The following is an 18351-nucleotide window of genomic DNA, read 5'->3' as shown; positions in this document are numbered from 1 at the left end:
CTTATAACTGCCTTGCGTAGCTGTGAACACCGGGCAAACAAAGCTTGTCCTCGCCAAGTGCAATCCAGATTTCCCGGATAACCGTTTAGCTCACACACCGTGCTGAGCAAACCAGGCCAAACACTTTTCCCAGCCATCCTTGGCCGCAGCTTCCCGGTAGCTCGCGCGGTAGTCAGCATGAAATGCATGAGGGGCATCCGGATAGATTTCGAACTTCGATCCTTGAGCCGCTGCATTGCCAGTTGCTGCTGCAAGAGCTGATTTCATTTGGTCAACGGTAGACAAAGGGATACCGTCATCTTTCTCGCCATAAAGGCCTAGCACTGGCGCTTTGAGTTCTTTCGCAAGATCGACAGGGTGCGCTGGGAAGTTCTCGCTTTTTTCACCAACCAGACGTCCGTACCAGGCAACACCAGCTTTCATTTGTGGGATGTTGGCGCAGGCGAGCCAAGTGATGCGGCCTCCCCAGCAAAAGCCTGTAATGCCCACGCGCTCGGGATCGCCACCATTCTTGGCAGCCCATGCGAGACTGGCCCGAATATCATCCATGACTTGCGCGTCTGGGGTTTTGCCGACGATTTCCTTCAAAATCTCTGCGATCGTGCCTAACGAAACCGGATCACCGGCCCGGGTAAAAAATTCCGGCGCAATCGCCAAATAGCCTTGCTTTGCAAAGCGACGAGCGATGTCAGCGATGTGTTCGTGCACCCCAAAAATCTCGCTGCACACGATAACGGTTGGTAGGGGGCCCTTGGCGTCCTTGGGCTTGGCGTAATAAGCGTAGAGCTCGATGCCATTCTCTTCAATAAAAGCCTCATCCGTCTCGAGACCATCGAAGCCTGTGCTGATCACTTGTTGTGCCTGTATCGGGCGAGCTGCCACCGCAAATCCGCCGATAAGGCCAGCAGCGGTGGTATTGCGTAAGAATGCCCTGCGCGAGGTGTCAGAGCGCCCACCTAGCGCTTGCCCGTCAAGGTATAGGTCAACCGATCCGTTGGTTTGCTGCTTTAGTTCGTCAGTTTTGTCTGTCATCTTGTGTATCTCCTACGGCTAAGCATTGTTTTGTGTGGTGTTGGTTTTAGTGAGCCTTACAACAGTGCATCAAGCACGTAAAGCGCGATATTAGGGTTTCTATTGATCTTGATTAAATGTGAATTTTTTATTACTTTATCGAATTATTAAATAACCACATCAATTAGTCCGTATCGCAGCTAGGGTCAATCCTTGGAGAGAGTCTTGAGCAAGTCAAAGCTTTTTGAAACACCCGGGCAGGTGCGTCGAGCACCCGAGAGTTTCTTGCCCGCCGATTTCGTTGCCGACGTGTCGGCCAACGGGATGAATGAGGAGCGTAGAGGTTTTCTGCGTAAGAGTTTTTTGGGTGCCCTCGGAGCGGGCTTGGCCACAGGGATGGGTGCGAAGGCTATGGCTCAGGCTGGTCCGGACGACCCAGCGATCATTGAAAAGCAGATCTGGCAAACCACGTTGGGGCAACCCGTAGCAGTTAAGCCCTATGGTGAGCCCTCGATCTACGAGAAATACTTGCAGCGCCGGCAGTCCCCAGGTTTGACAGCAGTTGATGCTGCCTCGGTCTCATTCGCGCCGTTGCAGGGCTTCTTCGGGATCATCACGCCCAACGGCTTGCATTTTGAACGTCACCACCAAGGCTGGTACGACATTGATCCGAATAAGCATCGTCTGATGATCAATGGCATGGTGAAGAAAGAATTGGTCTTCACGATGGACGATCTCATGCGTCTGCCGAGTACCTCGAAGTTTCATTTCATCGAATGCGGCGCTAACACCGGTATGGAATGGGGCAACGTAGCGGTACCAACCGTGCAGTACACGCACGGCATGTTGTCCTGTTGTGAATTCACCGGCGTGCCTTTGTCGTTGCTGCTGGAAATGGCGGGGGCTGACCTGAAAAAAGGCAAGTATGTATTGGCCGAGGGCAACGATGGCTCTGGCATGACACGTACTATTCCGATGGAAATCGCATTGGATGATGTGATGGTTGCTTGGGCCATGAACGGCGAAATGTTGCGCCCAGAAAATGGCTATCCATTGCGTCTGGTTGTGCCAGGCGTTCAGGGCGTGAGCTGGGTCAAGTGGCTGCGCCGTATCGAAGTGGGTGACAAGCCTTATGGCACCAAGGATGAAGCGGTTCACTATATTGACCTCATGCCTGATGGTACGCACCGTCAGTACACCACGGTGCAGGAAGTTAAGTCGGTGATCACCACGCCATCGGGTGGTCAGCAGTTGTTGACCACCGGGTTCTACAACATCAGTGGTTTGGCCTGGTCCGGTCGCGGCAAGATCCAGCGCGTTGATGTGTCTGTGGATGGCGGCAGGAATTGGAGCCAAGCCAGGCTGGAGTCTCCCATCATGGATAAGTGCTTGACGCGCTTTAATATTGATTGGGTCTGGGATGGCAAACCAGCTATCTTGCAATCGCGTGCGGTGGACAGTACCGGTCATATACAACCCATGATCAATGCTTTGCGCGAGGTGCGTGGCACTCGCTCGATCTATCACAACAACGCCATCCAGTCCTGGAAGGTTGATACCAATGGAGAGGTTAGCAATGTTCAAGTTGGCTAAGCTTGTCGGATCTGTTGCGCTGGCTGGCATGGCTGGTGTGGTATTTGCGCAGGATGTAAAAACCTATGAGGGTATTGGTCGTTTGGCTACCCCAAACGAAGTTGCAGCTTGGGATATTGATGTGCGTCCCGACTTTGTCGGCTTGCCCAAGGGTTCGGGTACTGTTGAAGATGGCATGGGTATATGGGACACTCAATGCGCTAGCTGTCATGGCACTTTTGGTGAGTCCAACGAGGTGTTTACACCGATTATTGGTGGCACCACAGCCAAGGATCAGGAAACAGGTCGGGTTGCTTCACTCACAGACCCTAACCAGCCTCAGCGTAGCACGTTGATGAAGGTTCCCACCGTCTCAACCCTTTGGGACTATATCCATCGTGCAATGCCTTGGACCAACCCGCGTACGCTATCGGTTGATGACACCTATGCCGTGCTGGCTTACATTCTTTATTTGGGTGAGATCGTTGATGACGAGTTTGTGCTGAACGAACAGACCATCAAAGAAGTGCAAGAACGTATGCCCAATCGAAACGGCATGACGCTCGAGCATGGTATGTGGCAGCGTGATGGCAAGCCTGACGTCAACGGTAGTGACTGCATGACTAACTGCGTGACGGCTGTTGAAATCACGTCGACATTGCCGGATTATGCCCGTAATGCGCACTACAACATCGCAGAGCAAAACCGTATTTTTGGACCGTTCAGAGGTGCTGATACGACCAAGCCACCTGTTGCGGAGTTGCCTGGCGCAAACTTTCAGACCGTTGCCATGACCACAGCAGCTCCTGCGAGCTCGGGTGGTGAGACCGTTGATGTCGCTGCTTTGTTTAAGGCAAACAACTGCGCTGCTTGTCACGCTGCTGACATGAAGATGGTAGGCCCATCGATTAAGCAAGTGGCAGAAAAGTACGACGACAAGCCTGAGACCTTGGCAATGTTGGCTGGCAAGGTTAAAAATGGGGCTGTGGGCACTTGGGGGCAAATCCCGATGCCGCCGCATCCGCAGGTGTCTGAAGAGAACATCAATTTGATGGTTCAGTGGATGGTGTCTGGTGGCCAGTAAGGCTGGTGTGCTAGCGGGTTTAATGAAGTAGTTTTTATATTCGAGAGGAGTCTACAAATGAATCAACAACGACGTACGCTGATGCAAATGACCGCATTGGTCGGTTTGATGGCCAGCGCCGGCCTGATGACTAAAGCTGAAGCCGCTGCCTGGAACGAGGCTGCTTTTAAAGCCAAGTCTGTTGAAGACGTAGCCAAGGTGCTAGGTTCTTCAGGTATGCCACAAGTGTCTGACAAAGTGTCGGTGCGCGCACCTGACATCGCTGAAAACGGTGCTGTGGTGCCGGTTGGCGTGGAAAGCTCACTGAAGGCAACTGAGATGGCCATTCTGGTTGAGAAAAACCCCAACGCCATGGCTGCCATGTTTATTTTGCCTGAAGGCGCGGAGTCGTTTGCGACCACTCGCGTGAAAATGGGTCAAACTTCCAATGTTTACGCATTGGTGAAGTCCGACGGCAAGTGGCTGATGGCTTCCAAGGAAGTGAAAGTCACCTTGGGTGGTTGCGGCGGTTAATCGCTGACAGTCAACGTAATCGGTTTTGAATTCGCGCTAAGCGAAACATGAGATAAAGAGAGGCACAAAATGGCAAGTCCAATGCGTATTCGAGCAACAGAACAGGATGGTGTGGTAGACGTCAAGGTTTTGATGCGCCACGCCATGGAAACCGGCCTTCGTAAAGGTTCGGATGGCAAGGCAATTCCCGCTTGGTACATCGAGACCGTCGAAGCCAAAGTGGGTGACAAAGTTGTATTCACTGCTTTGTTTGGCCCGGCCGTATCGAAGGATCCGTTCCTGAATTTCAAGTTAAAGGGTTCAGCCAAGAAAGGCGACACGATCGCCGTTACCTGGAAAGACAACAAGGGCGAGTCACGCACCGACGACACCCAGGTGAAATAAATAGGTTGATCTCAAGGAGGAGACACATGAAATCAACGGTAAGCAAGTTCGCTGCCGCAGTGGCAGTTGCCGGTTTGTTTAGCGCGCCAGCTTTTGCGCAGACGGCTTCAGACCAACTCGCCGAGTATCGCCAGATGCTTGCAGATGGTAACCCCGCCGAGCTTTATGAAATGGAAGGCGAGGAGCTCTGGGTCAAACCCATGGGCCCCAAAAACGCAACACTTGAAACGTGTGATCTGGGGCTGGGACCCGGGGTTGTCGAAGGTGCCGCAGCCCAGTTGCCCAAATACTTTGCCGATACCGACAAGGTCCAGGATCTCGAGTCGCGTTTGATGACCTGCATGGAAACTATCCAGGGGATCCCATCAGCCGAGGTCATTAAAGAGGGCTTTGGCAAGGGCGTACGTAAGCCGATGGAAGCGATCGTTGCCTATGTTGTGGGTCAGTCCAAGGGTGTGCCCATCAATGTGCCTGCCAACCACCCCAAAGAAAAAGAGATGGTTGCACTCGGTGAGCAGTTGTTCTTCCTCGAAGGAGGTCCTTTCGATTTCTCTTGCGCATCCTGTCATGCGGTCGACGGTCAACGTATCCGGATGCAGGACCTGCCTAACCTCACAGAGCCCAAGGGTGCAGCAGCGGGTTGGGGCAACTGGCCAGCGTACCGCGTCTCCAACGGCACTTTCTGGACCATGCAGCGCCGCTTGAACGACTGCTATCGCCAGCAGCGCGCTCCGCACCCGATATTCGCCTCAGATGCCACCATTGCGTTGTCCATGTTCATGGCCAACAAAGCAAGCGGTGCTGGTGAGATGAACACCCCGGGCTTGAAGCGTTGATTGTTTAGGAGACAGCAGAGATGATTAAGAAAATGACATTGGCCATGGGTGCGTTGGCGTTGGCTTCCAGTTTTGGGGTTGCCGCCCAGCAGATGGACCCGGCATTGAAGGCCATGCTTGACTCAAGCTTCGAGGCAAAGGGTATTGCCAAGAAAGATCGGATTTATCCGGACGAGGTGCAAGCGCTTTGCTCTGATCAGGCATATTTCAACTCGCCTGAAGGGCAGAAGAAAGCAATCGCCTTGCAAGAGGCTCAGCTTAAAGCGATCAAGCCACCATCAGATGGTAAGTATCTGGGTGACTGGAAAGCCGGTGAGAAAGTTGCTCAAAGTGGTCGTGGCATGACCTGGCGTGATAGTCTGGACAAGCCAAACGGTGGTTCCTGCTACAACTGTCACCAGGTAACAAAAGAAGAAATTTCTTATGGCACGATCGGACCATCACTTCTGGGTTACGGCAAGCTGCGTGGTAACAGCAAAGAAATCATCGAATACACCTGGAACCGTATCAACAATTCCAAGGCGTACAACCTGTGCAGCAACATGCCACGTTTTGCGCACTTTAATATTTTGACCGAACAGCAGATCAAGGACGTGATGGCCTTGTTGCTGGACCCCAATTCACCGGTCAATCAATAAGCAGTTCCTTTTCTAAAGGGTCTTCGGACCCTTTTTCTATTTCTAGGTTGGGTTTGACTATGAGTATGAATCGTCGTGAGTTTATGCAGATGTTGGCACTGGCTTCAGCTGCGGGCATGGTGTTAAAGCCGGGTATGGCCCAAGCACAAGCGGCTGCTGACAAGTTTTACGACATGCCAAAGTTTGGCAATGTGCATTTTCTGCATTTCACTGACTGTCATGCCCAGTTAAACCCGATCTATTTCCGCGAGCCTAATGTGAATCTGGGTTTTGGCACGATGTACGATCGTCCGCCTCATTTGGTTGGTGAGTATCTGTTGAAGTACTACGGCATTGCACCCAATACCCCAGATGCGCATGCGTTTACTTACCTGAACTTTACCGATGCTGCTCAACAGTACGGCAAAGTCGGTGGTTTCGCCCATTTGGCCACGCTGGTCAAGCAAATGAGGGCATCACGCCCGGGAGCGTTATTGCTCGATGGCGGCGATACCTGGCAGGGGTCTGGCACGGCTTTGTGGACCAACGGCCAAGACATGGTTGATGCTTGCCTGCAGTTGGGCGTTGACATCATGACGCCGCACTGGGAAATGACGCTCGGTGAAGATCGTGTGATGGAAATCGTGGAGAAAGACTTCGCTGGCAAAGTCGCATTCCTGGCACAAAACGTCAAGACCACGGATTTTGAGGATCCTGTATTCGAAGCATTCACCATGCGCGAAATGAACGGCGTCAAAGTCGCCGTCATCGGCCAGGCCTTCCCCTACACGCCCATCGCCAACCCGCGTTATTTTGTTGAGAACTGGTCATTTGGCATTGATGAAGAGAATATGCAGAAGACCGTCAATGAGGCGCGTTCCCAAGGTGCACAGGTTGTGGTTGTCATTTCTCATAACGGGATGGATGTTGACCTGAAGCTTGCAAGCCGTGTCACCGGGATTGATGCAATATTTGGTGGTCACACGCACGATGGTGTGCCACAGCCAGTCAAAGTGAAAAATCCTGGTGGTGTGACGCTAGTTACCAATGCTGGTTCGAATGGCAAGTTCCTCGGCGTGATGGACTTTGATGTTAAAGATGGCAAAGTCTCTGATTTCCGCTATAAGTTAATGCCGGTGTTCTCTGATCTTTTGCCTGCCGACCCAGAGATGACTGCATTGATCAAACGCGTTCGTGAGCCCCACGAGGCTAAGTTGAATGAAGTGCTCGCGACCACCGAAGGCTTGTTGTACCGCCGAGGAAACTTTAACGGTACATTCGACCAAGTCATCTGTGACGCGCTGATGAAAGGTAAGGATGCTCAGATTGCTTTCTCACCAGGCTTCCGTTGGGGCACATCGCTCTTGCCTGGCCAAGACATCTTGATGGAGCACGTTCTGGACCAGACGGCAATCACTTATCCCTGGACCACGGTCACGAATATGTCCGGTGAAATGATCAAGGTGGTGCTGGAAGACGTCGCTGACAATCTCTTTAATCCTGATCCGTACTATCAGCAAGGTGGTGATATGGTGCGTGTCGGTGGTCTTGAGTACACCATTGACCCAACAGCAGATTTTGGGAACCGCATTTCCAACATGATGCTTGACGGTCAGGCGATCGATGCCAGCAAAACCTACAAGGTCGCAGGCTGGGCTCCTGTATCACCCGAAGCCCGTGATGCTGGTGGTGAGCCAATTTGGGATGTCGTTGCCAACTATTTGCGTGATCAAAAAGTCGTCAAAGATGTTGCGCTGAACGAACCCAAAATTATCGGAGCAGAAAATAACCCGGGTTACGCACCGCTTAGTTGATAAGGTGGTCGCTCACCGGTAGTGTTGGCATCGACGGCGGGGCGGGTCCCCGCCGTGTCATTTGTGTTTACACCAACAATTTTTAATGCATGACCCGAAGAGGTTTTTAACAAAAGGAGACAGTAATGAAGACAGTTTTTGCTTTGGCATTGGCAGCGGTGATTGGGTTGGTTGGCTTGATGCCGGTTGATGCACAGGCGCAGGATGCCAAGCCCAAGGTGGTTTATCACCTCGATGATGCCTTTGGTAATGGTTTGAAAGCCTTGCGCAACATGCGCAATCACTTGAACACAGCCCCTGATACCGATATCGTGTTGGTGATGCACTCAGGCGGTGTTGATCTGATGTTCGAAGGCGCTACCCATGGTCAATCGGGTACCGCCTACGGACCATTGATTGCAGACCTGCGTTCCAAGGGCGTGAAGTTTCTAGTTTGCGAAATCACGTTACAGCGCCGTAATCTGAAAAAAGATCAATTCATCCTTGAAACCGAATTCACGCCATCTGGGGTTGTGGCACTGACCGATCTTCAGTTGAAAGAAGGTCGGGCTTACATCAAGCCGTAAGGTAAGCTGAGGTTTGGCAGTTCAGCCCCGGATTGAGCGTGCTTGGTTCGGGGTTTGTTTTTTGCGGTAACGAATGAAATGAGGAGTTGGGTGATGAGAAAGTGGTTGGCGATGGTTGCTCTGATGTTTAGTCCTTGGGTCGTGGCGAGCGAAGCGCCCAAACTTGAACTTAAGCAAGTGAGTGACCATGCCTATTACGTCGAGGGTTTGTTTGAGCTTGGCACGCCGCTGAACCAGAACTTCATCTCCAATGCTGGCGTGGTAATTGCGCCTGAGGGAGTGGTGGTCATTGATGCCTTGGGTTCACCGGCGCTGGCTGAGCGTTTGGTAGTGGAAATCCGTAAAGTGACTGACAAGCCGATCCAATATGTCATCATCACTCACTATCATGCTGACCATGTTTACGGCCTGCAGGTGTTCAAAGACCTCGGTGCCAAGGTCATTGCGCAGGAAAAGGGAAAGCTTTATCTGACCTCAGAAACTGCGAAGCTACGGTTGGAGGTATCACGCGAGGAGCTTGCGCCTTGGGTCGATGAGAACACTCGCTTGGAGGCTGCTGATGTCTGGGTGATCAACGATGAGCAACTGATGTTAAGTGGCTGGCAGTTTGATCTGCTCAAGGTGGGGCCAGCACATACGCCAGATGACTTGTCAGTCTATGTGCCAGCAGAAAACGTGCTGTTTGCCGGCGACTTGATGTTTCAGGGCCGCATTCCGTTCGTGGGCAATGCTGACAGTGCCGGCTGGATCAAGTCACTGGATCGCTTATTAACGCTAAGCCCGAAAGTGGTGGTGCCTGGCCATGGACCACATTCAACTGATCCGGCAGAGGACTTGAAGTTCACCCGCGACTACTTGCAGTATTTGCGCGACGAAATGCGTGAGCCGGCTTTAAATCTGGATGACTTTGATGAGGCGTATAAAAATGCTGATTGGTCACCGTATGAGGGCTACCCGCTCTTTAGGGCTGCCAACCGCATGAACGCTTACAACGTATTCCTGTCTATTCAGACATCTGAATAAAAATTTACTAGCGTTTGGCGTAATCAGCCAGATCCCAGACGTCAAGGTCGATCATCTCACCATAGTCTTTCTGTACGACCTTGCCTGAAGGGTCAACGACATAGAGTTCGGGGATGCCTTGGCGCTTGCCGATTGCTTTATCAAGCTCTGGCGTCATCATGGCCACGGGGAAATTTAGCCCGTGCTTTTCGACGTAAGGTGGAACATCGGCAGGTTTGCGATCGATTGACAAGGCAATGATCTGCATGGGCATGCCTTCGGTTTTGTTAGCGAGTTCGATGAGATTGATGTTTTGCCGGTGACAGAACGGGCACCAGGTGGCCCAGACTTGAACGATGACGTGCTTGCCTGCCAGGCTCTCGCGCGTGATGGTTTGACCGTCTATGGTTTTCAAGTTGTCGATGATGAGTGTGTCGCCGACTTCGATGGCGTGGGCCGATAAGCAAGCGAACCCTAGGGTTAGGCCTGACAGAAGTTTTCTGCTGACGTTGCCAATTAAAGCCAAGCGCTCGCCAAGGCCAGCAAATGATTGTTTCCAGTCTGCCAATCCTTGTATGTTGATGGTGTGCATGCGCCGAATCCTCTCTGATGACCTGTTGATTTGCAGCTGCTGTTAAGTCAAATTTTATTCACAAAGCATACGACAATTTTTTGCGTCAAAGACGGTTTTTCCGCAGATTGTTCGGGTAGACGCGAGTCTGATTTCAATTCACCACGTTGATTGGCTGGCCCGCATGAAATGCCTGTAAATTTTGCTCTAGGCCCTGCACCAGACGGCTTTGGCCATCAGTGGCTGCCCAGGCGATGTGGGGTGTGATGATGAGGTTGGGGTGCTTGAGTTTGAGCAAGGGCTCGTTGCCGGTTGGTGGCTCTTTGACGAGCACATCAAGTACCGCACCCCCTAAGTGGCCAGTTTCAAGGCCATCAATGACTGCATCTTCGTTGACCAGGGGGCCACGAGCGGTATTCACGAGCAGCGCGCCAGGTTTCATGTGGGCGATTTCAGCCTGGCCAATCAGCCCTTGCGTAGCCGGTGTTAACGGGCAGTGCAAAGTAATGACATCAGACTGGGCAATCACCGTTTCAAATCGGGTGTACCCGCTGCGAACTTCGGTTTTGCCACGATGTTCGGCAAAAAGCACCTGCATGCCAAGTGCTTGGGCGAGTCTGGCGACTTCGCCGCCAATGGCACCTTGACCGACGATGCCGAGCGTGGCACCGGCGATGTCCAGAATCGGTCTGTCGTGAACACAAAAGTGCGCCGAATCCGGCCAGGACTCGGGGCCGATGCGGGCGTAGGTCATCAAGTTCCGTCTTAATGCGAAGATACTGGCGATGACGCATTCGGCCACGCTTTGCTTGGAGTAGCCTGGCACATTGCTGACAACTACACCATGTTCGCGGCAGGCCTGTAAGTCCACGCAGTCATAGCCCGTTGCTGCCACGCAGACAAACTTAAGCTTGGGGCATCGCGCCAGAATGGCGGGGGTGATGCGGATTTTGTTGGTGATGCAGATCTGGGCATCGCCCAAGGCTTTGACCACCGCCTCGGTGGTTTGTTCGGTTGCCGGGCAGTTAATCCACTCGGTGATCCAGTCTGGGCGGCTGATCGGGTGTGGCAGGGTGTCGCTGTCAAGAAATACGAGTTTCATGGGTGTTGAGACGGGTGCGTTGGGTCTGTGATCGCGGTTTTGAATAAAACAGCCCTGATTTAAGCATGTGTGAAGGCAGTCTGGGGTGCGATTCACGATCTCTGGCGTGAACTTTGTGGACATAGGCTGTTCAAATGGTGTGGGATAAAAACAGGCTCCCTAGGCTTTTCCCGTACTGTGCGGTGGCATCACGGTCAACGACGGACAGTTTGCGGTAACCTTGGGAGCAAACAAAAATCATCTCCAATCGGCAAGGTGTTTGCTAGCTGCTGGTTGGGTTTGTGAACCATATGAAAATTCAACACAGTCAGGTCATTGGGGTAATTGATGGGGTGGCGCGAACGCTAGCGTTGTCTGTCATGGCCGCGTTGTTTTTTGCCACCCCTGAACTGGTATTGGCTTACCAAATTAATGGCAAAGTGGTCAAAGTCGCCGACGGTGACACGATCACGGTACGTGATGGTTCAGAGAACTATCGGATTCGCCTGGCGAGCATCGATGCACCAGAAACAGGTAGTGGTAGCAAGCGGCCTGGCCAACCCTACGGTGAAGCGTCACGGCGGTTTCTAGCCAACGAGGTTGCCGGTAAGCAAGTGGAGCTGGAATGTTTTGAAGAGGACCGTTATGGTCGACATATTTGTGATGTATTGATGGGCGAGATCACAGTGAATCAATTGTTGGTCTATGCGGGGCTTGCGTGGGCCAACCGTCAAGGAAAAGACAAATATCTGCGCGATCGCAGGCTTTTGACGTTGCAAGACGATGCCAAAGCCAATAAGCGAGGTCTTTGGGTTGAGCCCAATCCTGTGCCGCCCTGGGTGTGGCGCTACGACTGCTGGAGGCAAGGGCAGTGCGGCAAATGACGTTGGGATGCTTGTATCGATCCGTGCTAGCGGCAGGGCTTGCCTTGCTGCTGGCTGGCTGCGATCTGGTCACTGATCCGATTAACAGTCCTTATCAGGCCGGTGCTGAGGCAGACAACACACTATACACTGCCTTTACCCAGCGCTCGCCACGCTACCTAGACCCAGCCAAGTCGTACTCCAGTGATGAAACGCCTTACACTTACAACATTTATGAGCCGCTCTATGGCTATCACTATTTGAAACGGCCTTACGAGCTGATAGCACGAGCGGCAGCGCAAGTAGCCCAGCCAATATTGCTTGACGCCAATGGCAATGTCTTGCCTGATACGGTTGCGCCTGATTTGGTGCACGAGAGTATTCATGAGATCAAGTTGCGTCCAGGTATTTTGTTTCAGCCGCATCCGGCATTCGCCAAAAAGCCTGATGGCCAGTACACGTACTATCCGCTAGCTCCCGGTGCGCTCGAAGATCGTTATGCCATTACCGACTTTGCTCAAACCGGTACCCGCGAGCTGACTGCCCACGATTATGTCTATGCGTTCAGACGCTTGGCGAGTCCGCGTGTGGCCTCGCCAATTTATTCAACACTGGCGCAGCATGTGGTGGGGTTTGCCGAGTATGGCGAGCAGTTAAAGACTGAGGATGCCAAACTGCGTGAGGCAGGCGATGGAAACAATTTGCCATGGCTTGACCTGCGTGAATATGCGTTTGATGGCGTTCAAGCAGTTGATGATCACTCCTTGCGTATTCGCGTCAAAGGTAGCTACCCGCAGTTCAAGTATTGGCTGTCGATGACCTTTACCGCCCCGGTGCCTTGGGAGGCCGATCGCTTCTATAGTCAGCCAGGCATGGCCACCAACAGCTTGTCGCTCAATACCTGGCCGGTGGGTACCGGGCCTTTCATGATGGTCGAGTCCCTGCAAAACCGGCGCCATGTACTCGCACGCAATCCGAATTTCCGAGGTGAACCTTACCCTTGCGAAGGTGAGCCGGGCGATCGGGAGGCAGGACTGCTTGAGGACTGTGGCAAGATGACGCCGTTTGTGGATCGCATGGTTTTTAGTATCGAGAAAGAGTCAATACCGTTGCAGGGTAAGTTCATGCAGGGCTACTACGATTTGCCCGAGTCCAATCGGGGCGATATAGGCGTTGCGATGCTGGTGGCAGCTGGCGACTCTTCTGAAAAAGCTGCGCTTTACGCTGAGCGCGGCATACAGCTGCCTAGCACCGTAGAAGCCTCTATCTTTTATCTGGGCTTTAATTGGCTTGATCCTGTTGTCGGTAAAGGCGATACGCCTGAACAGCAGGAGAAAAACCGCAAGTTACGTCAGGCATTGACCATTGCGTTTAACTGGGAAGAGTTCATCGCTATCTTCCGTCAAGGTCAAGCACAACCAGCTTATGGGCCAGTGCCACCAGGCATTCTGGGCTACCAGGAGGCACCAGAGGGCATTAATCGAAGCATTTATGACGTCGTCGATGGCAAGGCCCGGCGCAAGTCACTGGATTACGCCCGGCAATTGCTGGCGCAAGCGGGCTATCCGAACGGCCGAGATGAGGTGACCGGGCAGCCGCTGGTGCTGTATTTTGATTCAGCAGCTGGTGCCAATGCATCAAGCCCCACGCTTGACTGGATGCGCCGGCAGGTCGGCAAGCTAGGCATCCAGCTCGATATTCGCGCCACCGACTACAACCGCTTCCAGGAAAAAATGTCGCGCGGCGTGGCGCAGATGTTCATGTGGGGCTGGATCGCCGACTATCCTGATGCCGAGAACTTTCTGTTCTTGCTCTATGGCAAACAGGTCAAGGCAGGCAAGGGTGGCGAGAATGCGGCCAACTACAGCAATCCTGAATATGATGCCCTATTTGAAAAAATGCGAGACCTGCCTGACGGACCCGAGAAGGCGGCCATTATCGATCAGATGATCAAGATCGTGCAGCATGATGCACCGTGGATGTTTGGGTTTTTTCCTAAATCAGCTGGCGCTTTTCAGCAATGGGTGCATAACGCCAAGCCCTCACAGATGGTTCGTAACAGTTTGCAATACCTGCGTATCGACAGCGAAGTAAGGACTCAGAAGATCGCCCAATGGAATCGGCCAGTTTGGTGGCCACTGGTGGTCTTGGCCGTGGTGTTGGTGCTCGTGGTCTGGCCGGCCTGGCGCATGGTCAAGCTGCAGCAGCAGCGCACCGCCTTGCCACTGAAGGCCAACGGCCAAGGAGGCTCGCGATGACAGGCTATATCGTGCGGCGCTTGATGTATGGCGTCATGATCCTGATTGGCGTGAATCTTTTGACTTTTGTGCTCTTTTTTGCGGTCAATACGCCAGACGATATGGCAAGGCTTGCTATCGGTGGCCAGCGCGTGAGTGCTGATGCGATCGAGAAATGGAAAGCTGAACGCGGCTACGACAAGCCGCTTTGGATTAACGCTCAAGCCGCTGGCGCAGAGAAGTTTACTGACACGATTTTCTATGAGCGGTCGGTGCCGCTTTTGACGTTTGATTTTGGGTTGTCAGACAGTGGTCGTGACATTGGCTGGGAAATTCGTGAGCGCATGGGGCCAAGTCTGGCGTTAGCTATACCGAGCTTTGTGCTTGGGATATTGGCGAGCATCTCGTTTGCGCTTTTGTTGGTGTTTTTTAGAACCACGCCGCTCGATTTCTGGGGAGTGGTGTTGTGCGTATTGATGCTCTCGATCTCGGGACTTTTTTACATCATCGCCGGGCAGTGGCTGTTTGCCAAGGTTTTGCGCTTGGTGCCTTACTCGGGCTACATCGGTGGGCTAGACATGGTGAAGTTTTTGGCCTTGCCGGTGCTTGTGGCGATCATTTCGCGCTTGGGGCCTGAAGCGCGTTTTTATCGCAGTCTGTTTCTGGAAGAGATCAGCAAGGATTATGTTCGCACGGCACGTGCCAAAGGGCTCGGTGAACGGGTAGTTCTGTTTAAACACGTGTTGCGAAACGCCATGTTGCCGATTTTGACGGGTACGGTTTCTGCTTTGCCACTACTTTTTATGGGCAGCCTGATTGCCGAATCGTTCTTTGGTATTCCAGGTTTGGGGAGCTACACCATTGACGCCATCAATGGACAGGATTTCTCGGTGGTCAGAGCCATGGTGTTTCTGGGGGCGTCGCTCTACATTGTCGGCCTGATTCTGGCCGACATCTCTTACACCCTGGCTGATCCACGCGTGAGGTTTGAATGATGCCGAACTTCGTGTTTCTGTGGACTGATATTGCGCTGTTTGCCATGGTGGCCGCTGTTATCTTTTACGCGTGGCGTGTGAGCCGATCAGAGACTGCACGCGCCACTTGGGCGCGAGTGGCTCGTAGTACTCCAGCCATGAGCTCGGCCGTGGTGTTGCTATTTTTTGTGGTGGTGGGTTTGCTTGACTCGGTACATTTTCAGCCTCGTTTGCCATCAGCGCCAGATGCGCCGCCCAATGCCCCAGTGGTTTATTCACCGAAAGTGGTGTCCTTATTGGACACTTTGCTGGATGACACGGCTCTAACCCATCAAGAAAAGACCTATTCATCTCCTTTGGCTTACCGCCAGTTCACCAAGGAAACCATGCTGCAAGAGGGCGGCGAGCCCTACCGTGACTTCCCGCGGTTACGGTTTGGCGGGGCGCATTTAGATGACCCCGAAGCACAATGGTTGGCGGATGTTAGCCAACGTGCAAGCCTTGGGCTTGCTGGCGGCTTGGGTGTGGCTCTGGTTTTAATGAGTGTCGTGGTGGCACTGATTGCCCGGTCACGCAGAAAACGTGAGATACACGCCTCGTGGTCGATGGTCGCTCTGGATGTCTGTCGTGGTCAGACTGATATTCCATGGCGAGCCATGTTCATGACTGCCTTGGCGATGTGTCTGGTACTAGGCGTGGTGTTTGGGCTGGCCACAGGCTACCACGTCATGGGTACCGATCAAACCGGTAATGATGTGCTTTGGCGGGCGCTAAAAAGCGTTCGCACAGCCTGGGTCATTGGTACGTTGACGACCGTGGCAATGCTGCCACCAGCGCTATTTTTCGGGATTGCAGCCGGTTACTTCAAAGGCTGGGTGGATGACGTTATTCAGTACATCTACACCACACTAACGGCGATTCCGGGTGTTCTTTTGATTGCCGCTGCCGTGCTCATGATGCAGGTCTACATTGACACGCATCCGGATCTGTTTCCAACCTCGGCTGAGCGTGCTGACTTGCGCTTGTTTTTGCTGTGCATGATTCTGGGATTAACTGGCTGGGCCGGTCTTTGCCGCCTGTTGCGTGCCGAAGCCTTAAAGCTGCGTGAGCTTGAATACGTGCAGGCAGCTCGTGCTTTCGGCATCTCGCACTTTGCCGTGATGGTGCGTCATCTGTTGCCCAATGTGATGCATATCGTGCTGATCACCGTGGTGCTTGAGTTCTCTTCTTTGGTTCTATACGAAGCGGTGCTTTCATACCTAGGCATTGGTGTGGACCCCACCATGAATTCGTTTGGCACCATGATTGACAATTCTCGCTTGGAAATGTCACGCGATCCAATGATCTGGTGGAATCTCTTGGCTGCTTTTGTGTTCATGTTGGCGTTGGTGTTGTCTGCCAATCTCTTTGCTGACGGGGTTCGTGATGCCTTTGATCCGCGCAGCCAGAGTTTCCGTCCGGCGCGCCGCAGCCGCCTGTTGGCGATGTTGAACAAAGGGAGCACCTGATGGCAGCAAGCAAAGATCTGGTGTTGGATGTAAAAGACTTGTCGATTGCCATCGATCATGATGAGCAGTTCAAGTTTGCTGTCGAGCAGCTGGCCATTAGCGTGCATCGTGGCGAAACCTTTGCGCTGGTGGGCGAGTCAGGGTCTGGCAAAAGCATGACGGCGCTGGCACTCATGCGACTCTTACCTGAGGCACTGCAGGTCGTGCAGGGCGATGTGTTGCTAGATGGCCAGAATATCAATGCCTTGCCTGAGATGGCGATGCAGCAAGTGCGTGGCGGTCGCATTGCCATGATTTTCCAGGAACCCGGTACAAGCTTGAACCCGGTGATGAGAATTGGGGATCAACTGCTTGAGACGATTGAGGTCCACACAGATCTTCGTGGCAGTCGTGCTCGTGAAAAGGCGATTCATTGGCTTAGCCGCGTGGGCATCCCGGAACCAGAGGCGAGGATTGATCACTACCCGTTTCAGTTTTCTGGCGGACAAAAGCAGCGCATCATGATTGCCATGGCGTTGGCAGCCGAGCCCGATCTGCTTGTGGCTGATGAGCCGACCACAGCCCTTGATGTCACCGTTCAAGCCCAGATCCTTGAGTTATTAGCTGACATTCAGAAAGAGTTTGGCATGGCAGTGCTCATGATTACACACGATTTGGCAATCGTGCATCAGGTGGCTGATACGGTGGCCTTGATGCGTCACGGAAAGATTGTGGAGACCGCGCCAGCGACTGAGTTTTTTCAGTCGCCTAAGCACCCTTATGCGCGTGAGCTCTTTGATGCAATTCCAACCTTTGAAAAACGCGGGCGACCATTGTCGGCAGTTGGTCAGCAGCGGCAAGGTAGTCAGTCTCTGCCTGTTGAGTCGGACCAACCCGTGGTGCTGTCGGTTGAAGGTTTAAAGGTGGGATATCCGATCAGGCGAGGGTGGTTGCGCCGACTTGTTGGCATGGCTCAAATCGTTGATGGTGTGAGCTTCGAATTGCGCTCGGGTCAGACTTTGGCGCTATTGGGAGGCTCTGGCTGCGGCAAGACCACGGTGGCTAAAACTTTGTTGCGACTTCTTGATGGCACCGCAGTTTTTAGCGGTGATGTTCGACTCGTCAGTCAAAACCTGTTGTCTGCCAGTGGTGCGGACCTGAAACGGTTGCGCACCCAGATACAAATCGTATTCCAGGATCCATTTGCATCACTCGATCCCCGTATGCGGGTCGGTGAGATTTTGGCGGAAGGGGTGGCGGCGCTGCTGCCAGATGTCTCTGAAACCGAAAGACAGGCCCGGGTGATTTCATTGCTAGATCGCGTCGGACTGCCAAATGACGCTTGGACGCGTTATCCGCACGAGTTCTCTGGCGGTCAGCGCCAGCGTATTGCGATAGCACGCGCTTTAGCGGTTGAGCCAAAGGTATTGATATTGGATGAGCCAACCTCGGCGCTTGATGTGTCGGTTCAGGCCCAAATCTTGGACTTGCTCAACGATTTGCAGCGGGAAACAGGTATGGCCTATTTGTTTATCACGCACAACTTCGGGGTGGTGGAGTATTTTGCTGACGACATTGCCATCATGGATGCGGGCAAACTTGTTGAGGTAGGGTCGGCTGAGTCTGTTTTGCATAGTCCCCGGCATGCGGTGACCAAACGCTTGCTAGAGGCTGTGCCACGCCTTTCATTTGGAAAGTAGGGAACTTGGTCTTTGATGGAAGTTCGGGCCGTTATACTG

The 18351-nt window shown here is 53.0% G+C and carries 17 protein-coding genes; 14 read left to right on the top strand and 3 right to left on the bottom strand.

The window, feature by feature from the left end; genetic code table 11:
- Positions 1–90 precede the first annotated feature (90 nt).
- A complete protein-coding gene (locus DHf2319_RS09175) occupies positions 91–1032 on the bottom strand; it encodes a dienelactone hydrolase family protein (RefSeq protein WP_243477914.1) in 942 nt (313 codons plus the stop codon).
- A 204-nt stretch (positions 1033–1236) separates the two neighbouring features.
- Between DHf2319_RS09175 and soxC the strand changes: the two genes are divergently transcribed.
- From soxC to DHf2319_RS09130, 9 genes are all read left to right on the top strand, one after another.
- Entirely contained in the window at positions 1237–2604 is a 1368-nt protein-coding gene (gene soxC, locus DHf2319_RS09170; protein WP_243477913.1) for a sulfite dehydrogenase, read from the top strand.
- Positions 2588–3667, top strand: coding sequence for a c-type cytochrome (locus DHf2319_RS09165; protein WP_243477912.1), 1080 nt, complete (start codon positions 2588–2590; stop codon positions 3665–3667). Before soxC ends, DHf2319_RS09165 begins: the two co-directional genes overlap by 17 nt.
- Positions 3668–3724: 57 nt before the next feature.
- Positions 3725–4180 (top strand): thiosulfate oxidation carrier protein SoxY, encoded by a 456-nt coding sequence (gene soxY, locus DHf2319_RS09160; protein ID WP_243477911.1) that lies wholly within the window; start codon positions 3725–3727, stop codon positions 4178–4180.
- 69 nt (positions 4181–4249) lie between these two features.
- On the top strand, positions 4250–4564 hold the full coding sequence (gene soxZ / locus DHf2319_RS09155) for a thiosulfate oxidation carrier complex protein SoxZ (protein WP_243477910.1): 315 nt from the start codon (positions 4250–4252) through the stop codon (positions 4562–4564).
- Between the two features lie 26 nt (positions 4565–4590).
- Complete coding sequence (gene soxA / locus DHf2319_RS09150; RefSeq protein WP_243477909.1) at positions 4591–5400, top strand: sulfur oxidation c-type cytochrome SoxA; 810 nt, start codon at positions 4591–4593, stop codon at positions 5398–5400.
- 20 nt (positions 5401–5420) lie between these two features.
- Positions 5421–6038, top strand: coding sequence for a sulfur oxidation c-type cytochrome SoxX (soxX, locus tag DHf2319_RS09145; RefSeq protein WP_243477908.1), 618 nt, complete (start codon positions 5421–5423; stop codon positions 6036–6038).
- Positions 6039–6103: 65 nt separating this feature from the next.
- Positions 6104–7831 carry a thiosulfohydrolase SoxB gene (soxB, locus tag DHf2319_RS09140; RefSeq protein WP_243477907.1) on the top strand — a complete coding sequence of 576 codons (1728 nt, stop codon included), beginning with the start codon at positions 6104–6106 and terminating at the stop codon, positions 7829–7831.
- Positions 7832–7956: 125 nt separating this feature from the next.
- On the top strand, positions 7957–8397 hold the full coding sequence (locus DHf2319_RS09135) for a DsrE family protein (RefSeq protein WP_243477906.1): 441 nt from the start codon (positions 7957–7959) through the stop codon (positions 8395–8397).
- 93 nt (positions 8398–8490) lie between these two features.
- Positions 8491–9420, top strand: coding sequence for an MBL fold metallo-hydrolase (locus DHf2319_RS09130; protein WP_243477905.1), 930 nt, complete (start codon positions 8491–8493; stop codon positions 9418–9420).
- A 7-nt stretch (positions 9421–9427) separates the two neighbouring features.
- On the opposite strand, the gene DHf2319_RS09125 is transcribed toward DHf2319_RS09130, so the two are convergent.
- Positions 9428–9991 (bottom strand): TlpA disulfide reductase family protein, encoded by a 564-nt coding sequence (locus tag DHf2319_RS09125; protein ID WP_243477904.1) that lies wholly within the window; start codon positions 9989–9991, stop codon positions 9428–9430.
- Between the two features lie 133 nt (positions 9992–10124).
- A complete protein-coding gene (locus tag DHf2319_RS09120) occupies positions 10125–11195 on the bottom strand; it encodes a D-2-hydroxyacid dehydrogenase (protein ID WP_243477903.1) in 1071 nt (356 codons plus the stop codon).
- Between the two features lie 167 nt (positions 11196–11362).
- On the opposite strand from DHf2319_RS09120, the gene DHf2319_RS09115 reads away from it, so the two are divergent.
- Genes DHf2319_RS09115 through DHf2319_RS09095 form a run of 5 tightly spaced genes read left to right on the top strand, consistent with a single transcriptional unit; the run spans position 11363 to position 18312 of the window.
- On the top strand, positions 11363–11935 hold the full coding sequence (locus tag DHf2319_RS09115; RefSeq protein ID WP_243477902.1) for a thermonuclease family protein: 573 nt from the start codon (positions 11363–11365) through the stop codon (positions 11933–11935).
- Positions 11932–14172 carry an ABC transporter substrate-binding protein gene (locus DHf2319_RS09110; RefSeq protein WP_243477901.1) on the top strand — a complete coding sequence of 747 codons (2241 nt, stop codon included), beginning with the start codon at positions 11932–11934 and terminating at the stop codon, positions 14170–14172. The genes DHf2319_RS09115 and DHf2319_RS09110 overlap by 4 nt, the downstream gene beginning before the upstream one ends.
- On the top strand, positions 14169–15146 hold the full coding sequence (locus DHf2319_RS09105) for an ABC transporter permease (protein ID WP_243477900.1): 978 nt from the start codon (positions 14169–14171) through the stop codon (positions 15144–15146). The genes DHf2319_RS09110 and DHf2319_RS09105 overlap by 4 nt, the downstream gene beginning before the upstream one ends.
- Complete coding sequence (locus DHf2319_RS09100; RefSeq protein ID WP_243480077.1) at positions 15146–16633, top strand: ABC transporter permease; 1488 nt, start codon at positions 15146–15148, stop codon at positions 16631–16633. The genes DHf2319_RS09105 and DHf2319_RS09100 overlap by 1 nt, the downstream gene beginning before the upstream one ends.
- Positions 16633–18312, top strand: a complete 1680-nt coding sequence (locus DHf2319_RS09095) for an ABC transporter ATP-binding protein (protein ID WP_243477899.1) — start codon at positions 16633–16635, stop codon at positions 18310–18312. Before DHf2319_RS09100 ends, DHf2319_RS09095 begins: the two co-directional genes overlap by 1 nt.
- Positions 18313–18351 lie beyond the last annotated feature (39 nt).

Origin of the sequence: Orrella daihaiensis (assembly GCF_022811525.1) — a bacterium.
In the GTDB taxonomy this organism is placed as follows: domain Bacteria; phylum Pseudomonadota; class Gammaproteobacteria; order Burkholderiales; family Burkholderiaceae_B; genus Algicoccus; species Algicoccus daihaiensis.
The sequence above is the reverse complement of the archived record's forward strand: the minus strand, read 5'-3'. Positions and strand labels throughout refer to the sequence as shown.

What these genes read in the sequence shown, in the direction of transcription:
- soxX (WP_243477908.1), top strand. Translation starts at nt 5,421, where the DNA reads ATGATTAAGAAAATGACATTGGCCATGGGTGCGTTGGCGTTGGCTTCC.
- DHf2319_RS09095 (WP_243477899.1), top strand. Translation starts at nt 16,633, where the DNA reads ATGGCAGCAAGCAAAGATCTGGTGTTGGATGTAAAAGACTTGTCGATT.
- DHf2319_RS09105 (WP_243477900.1), top strand. Translation starts at nt 14,169, where the DNA reads ATGACAGGCTATATCGTGCGGCGCTTGATGTATGGCGTCATGATCCTG.
- DHf2319_RS09135 (WP_243477906.1), top strand. Translation starts at nt 7,957, where the DNA reads ATGAAGACAGTTTTTGCTTTGGCATTGGCAGCGGTGATTGGGTTGGTT.
- DHf2319_RS09110 (WP_243477901.1), top strand. Translation starts at nt 11,932, where the DNA reads ATGACGTTGGGATGCTTGTATCGATCCGTGCTAGCGGCAGGGCTTGCC.
- soxA (WP_243477909.1), top strand. Translation starts at nt 4,591, where the DNA reads ATGAAATCAACGGTAAGCAAGTTCGCTGCCGCAGTGGCAGTTGCCGGT.
- soxZ (WP_243477910.1), top strand. Translation starts at nt 4,250, where the DNA reads ATGGCAAGTCCAATGCGTATTCGAGCAACAGAACAGGATGGTGTGGTA.
- DHf2319_RS09175 (WP_243477914.1), bottom strand. Translation starts at nt 1,032, where the DNA reads ATGACAGACAAAACTGACGAACTAAAGCAGCAAACCAACGGATCGGTT.
- soxY (WP_243477911.1), top strand. Translation starts at nt 3,725, where the DNA reads ATGAATCAACAACGACGTACGCTGATGCAAATGACCGCATTGGTCGGT.
- DHf2319_RS09115 (WP_243477902.1), top strand. Translation starts at nt 11,363, where the DNA reads ATGAAAATTCAACACAGTCAGGTCATTGGGGTAATTGATGGGGTGGCG.
- DHf2319_RS09165 (WP_243477912.1), top strand. Translation starts at nt 2,588, where the DNA reads ATGTTCAAGTTGGCTAAGCTTGTCGGATCTGTTGCGCTGGCTGGCATG.
- soxB (WP_243477907.1), top strand. Translation starts at nt 6,104, where the DNA reads ATGAATCGTCGTGAGTTTATGCAGATGTTGGCACTGGCTTCAGCTGCG.
- DHf2319_RS09100 (WP_243480077.1), top strand. Translation starts at nt 15,146, where the DNA reads ATGCCGAACTTCGTGTTTCTGTGGACTGATATTGCGCTGTTTGCCATG.
- DHf2319_RS09120 (WP_243477903.1), bottom strand. Translation starts at nt 11,195, where the DNA reads ATGTCCACAAAGTTCACGCCAGAGATCGTGAATCGCACCCCAGACTGC.
- DHf2319_RS09125 (WP_243477904.1), bottom strand. Translation starts at nt 9,991, where the DNA reads ATGCACACCATCAACATACAAGGATTGGCAGACTGGAAACAATCATTT.
- DHf2319_RS09130 (WP_243477905.1), top strand. Translation starts at nt 8,491, where the DNA reads ATGAGAAAGTGGTTGGCGATGGTTGCTCTGATGTTTAGTCCTTGGGTC.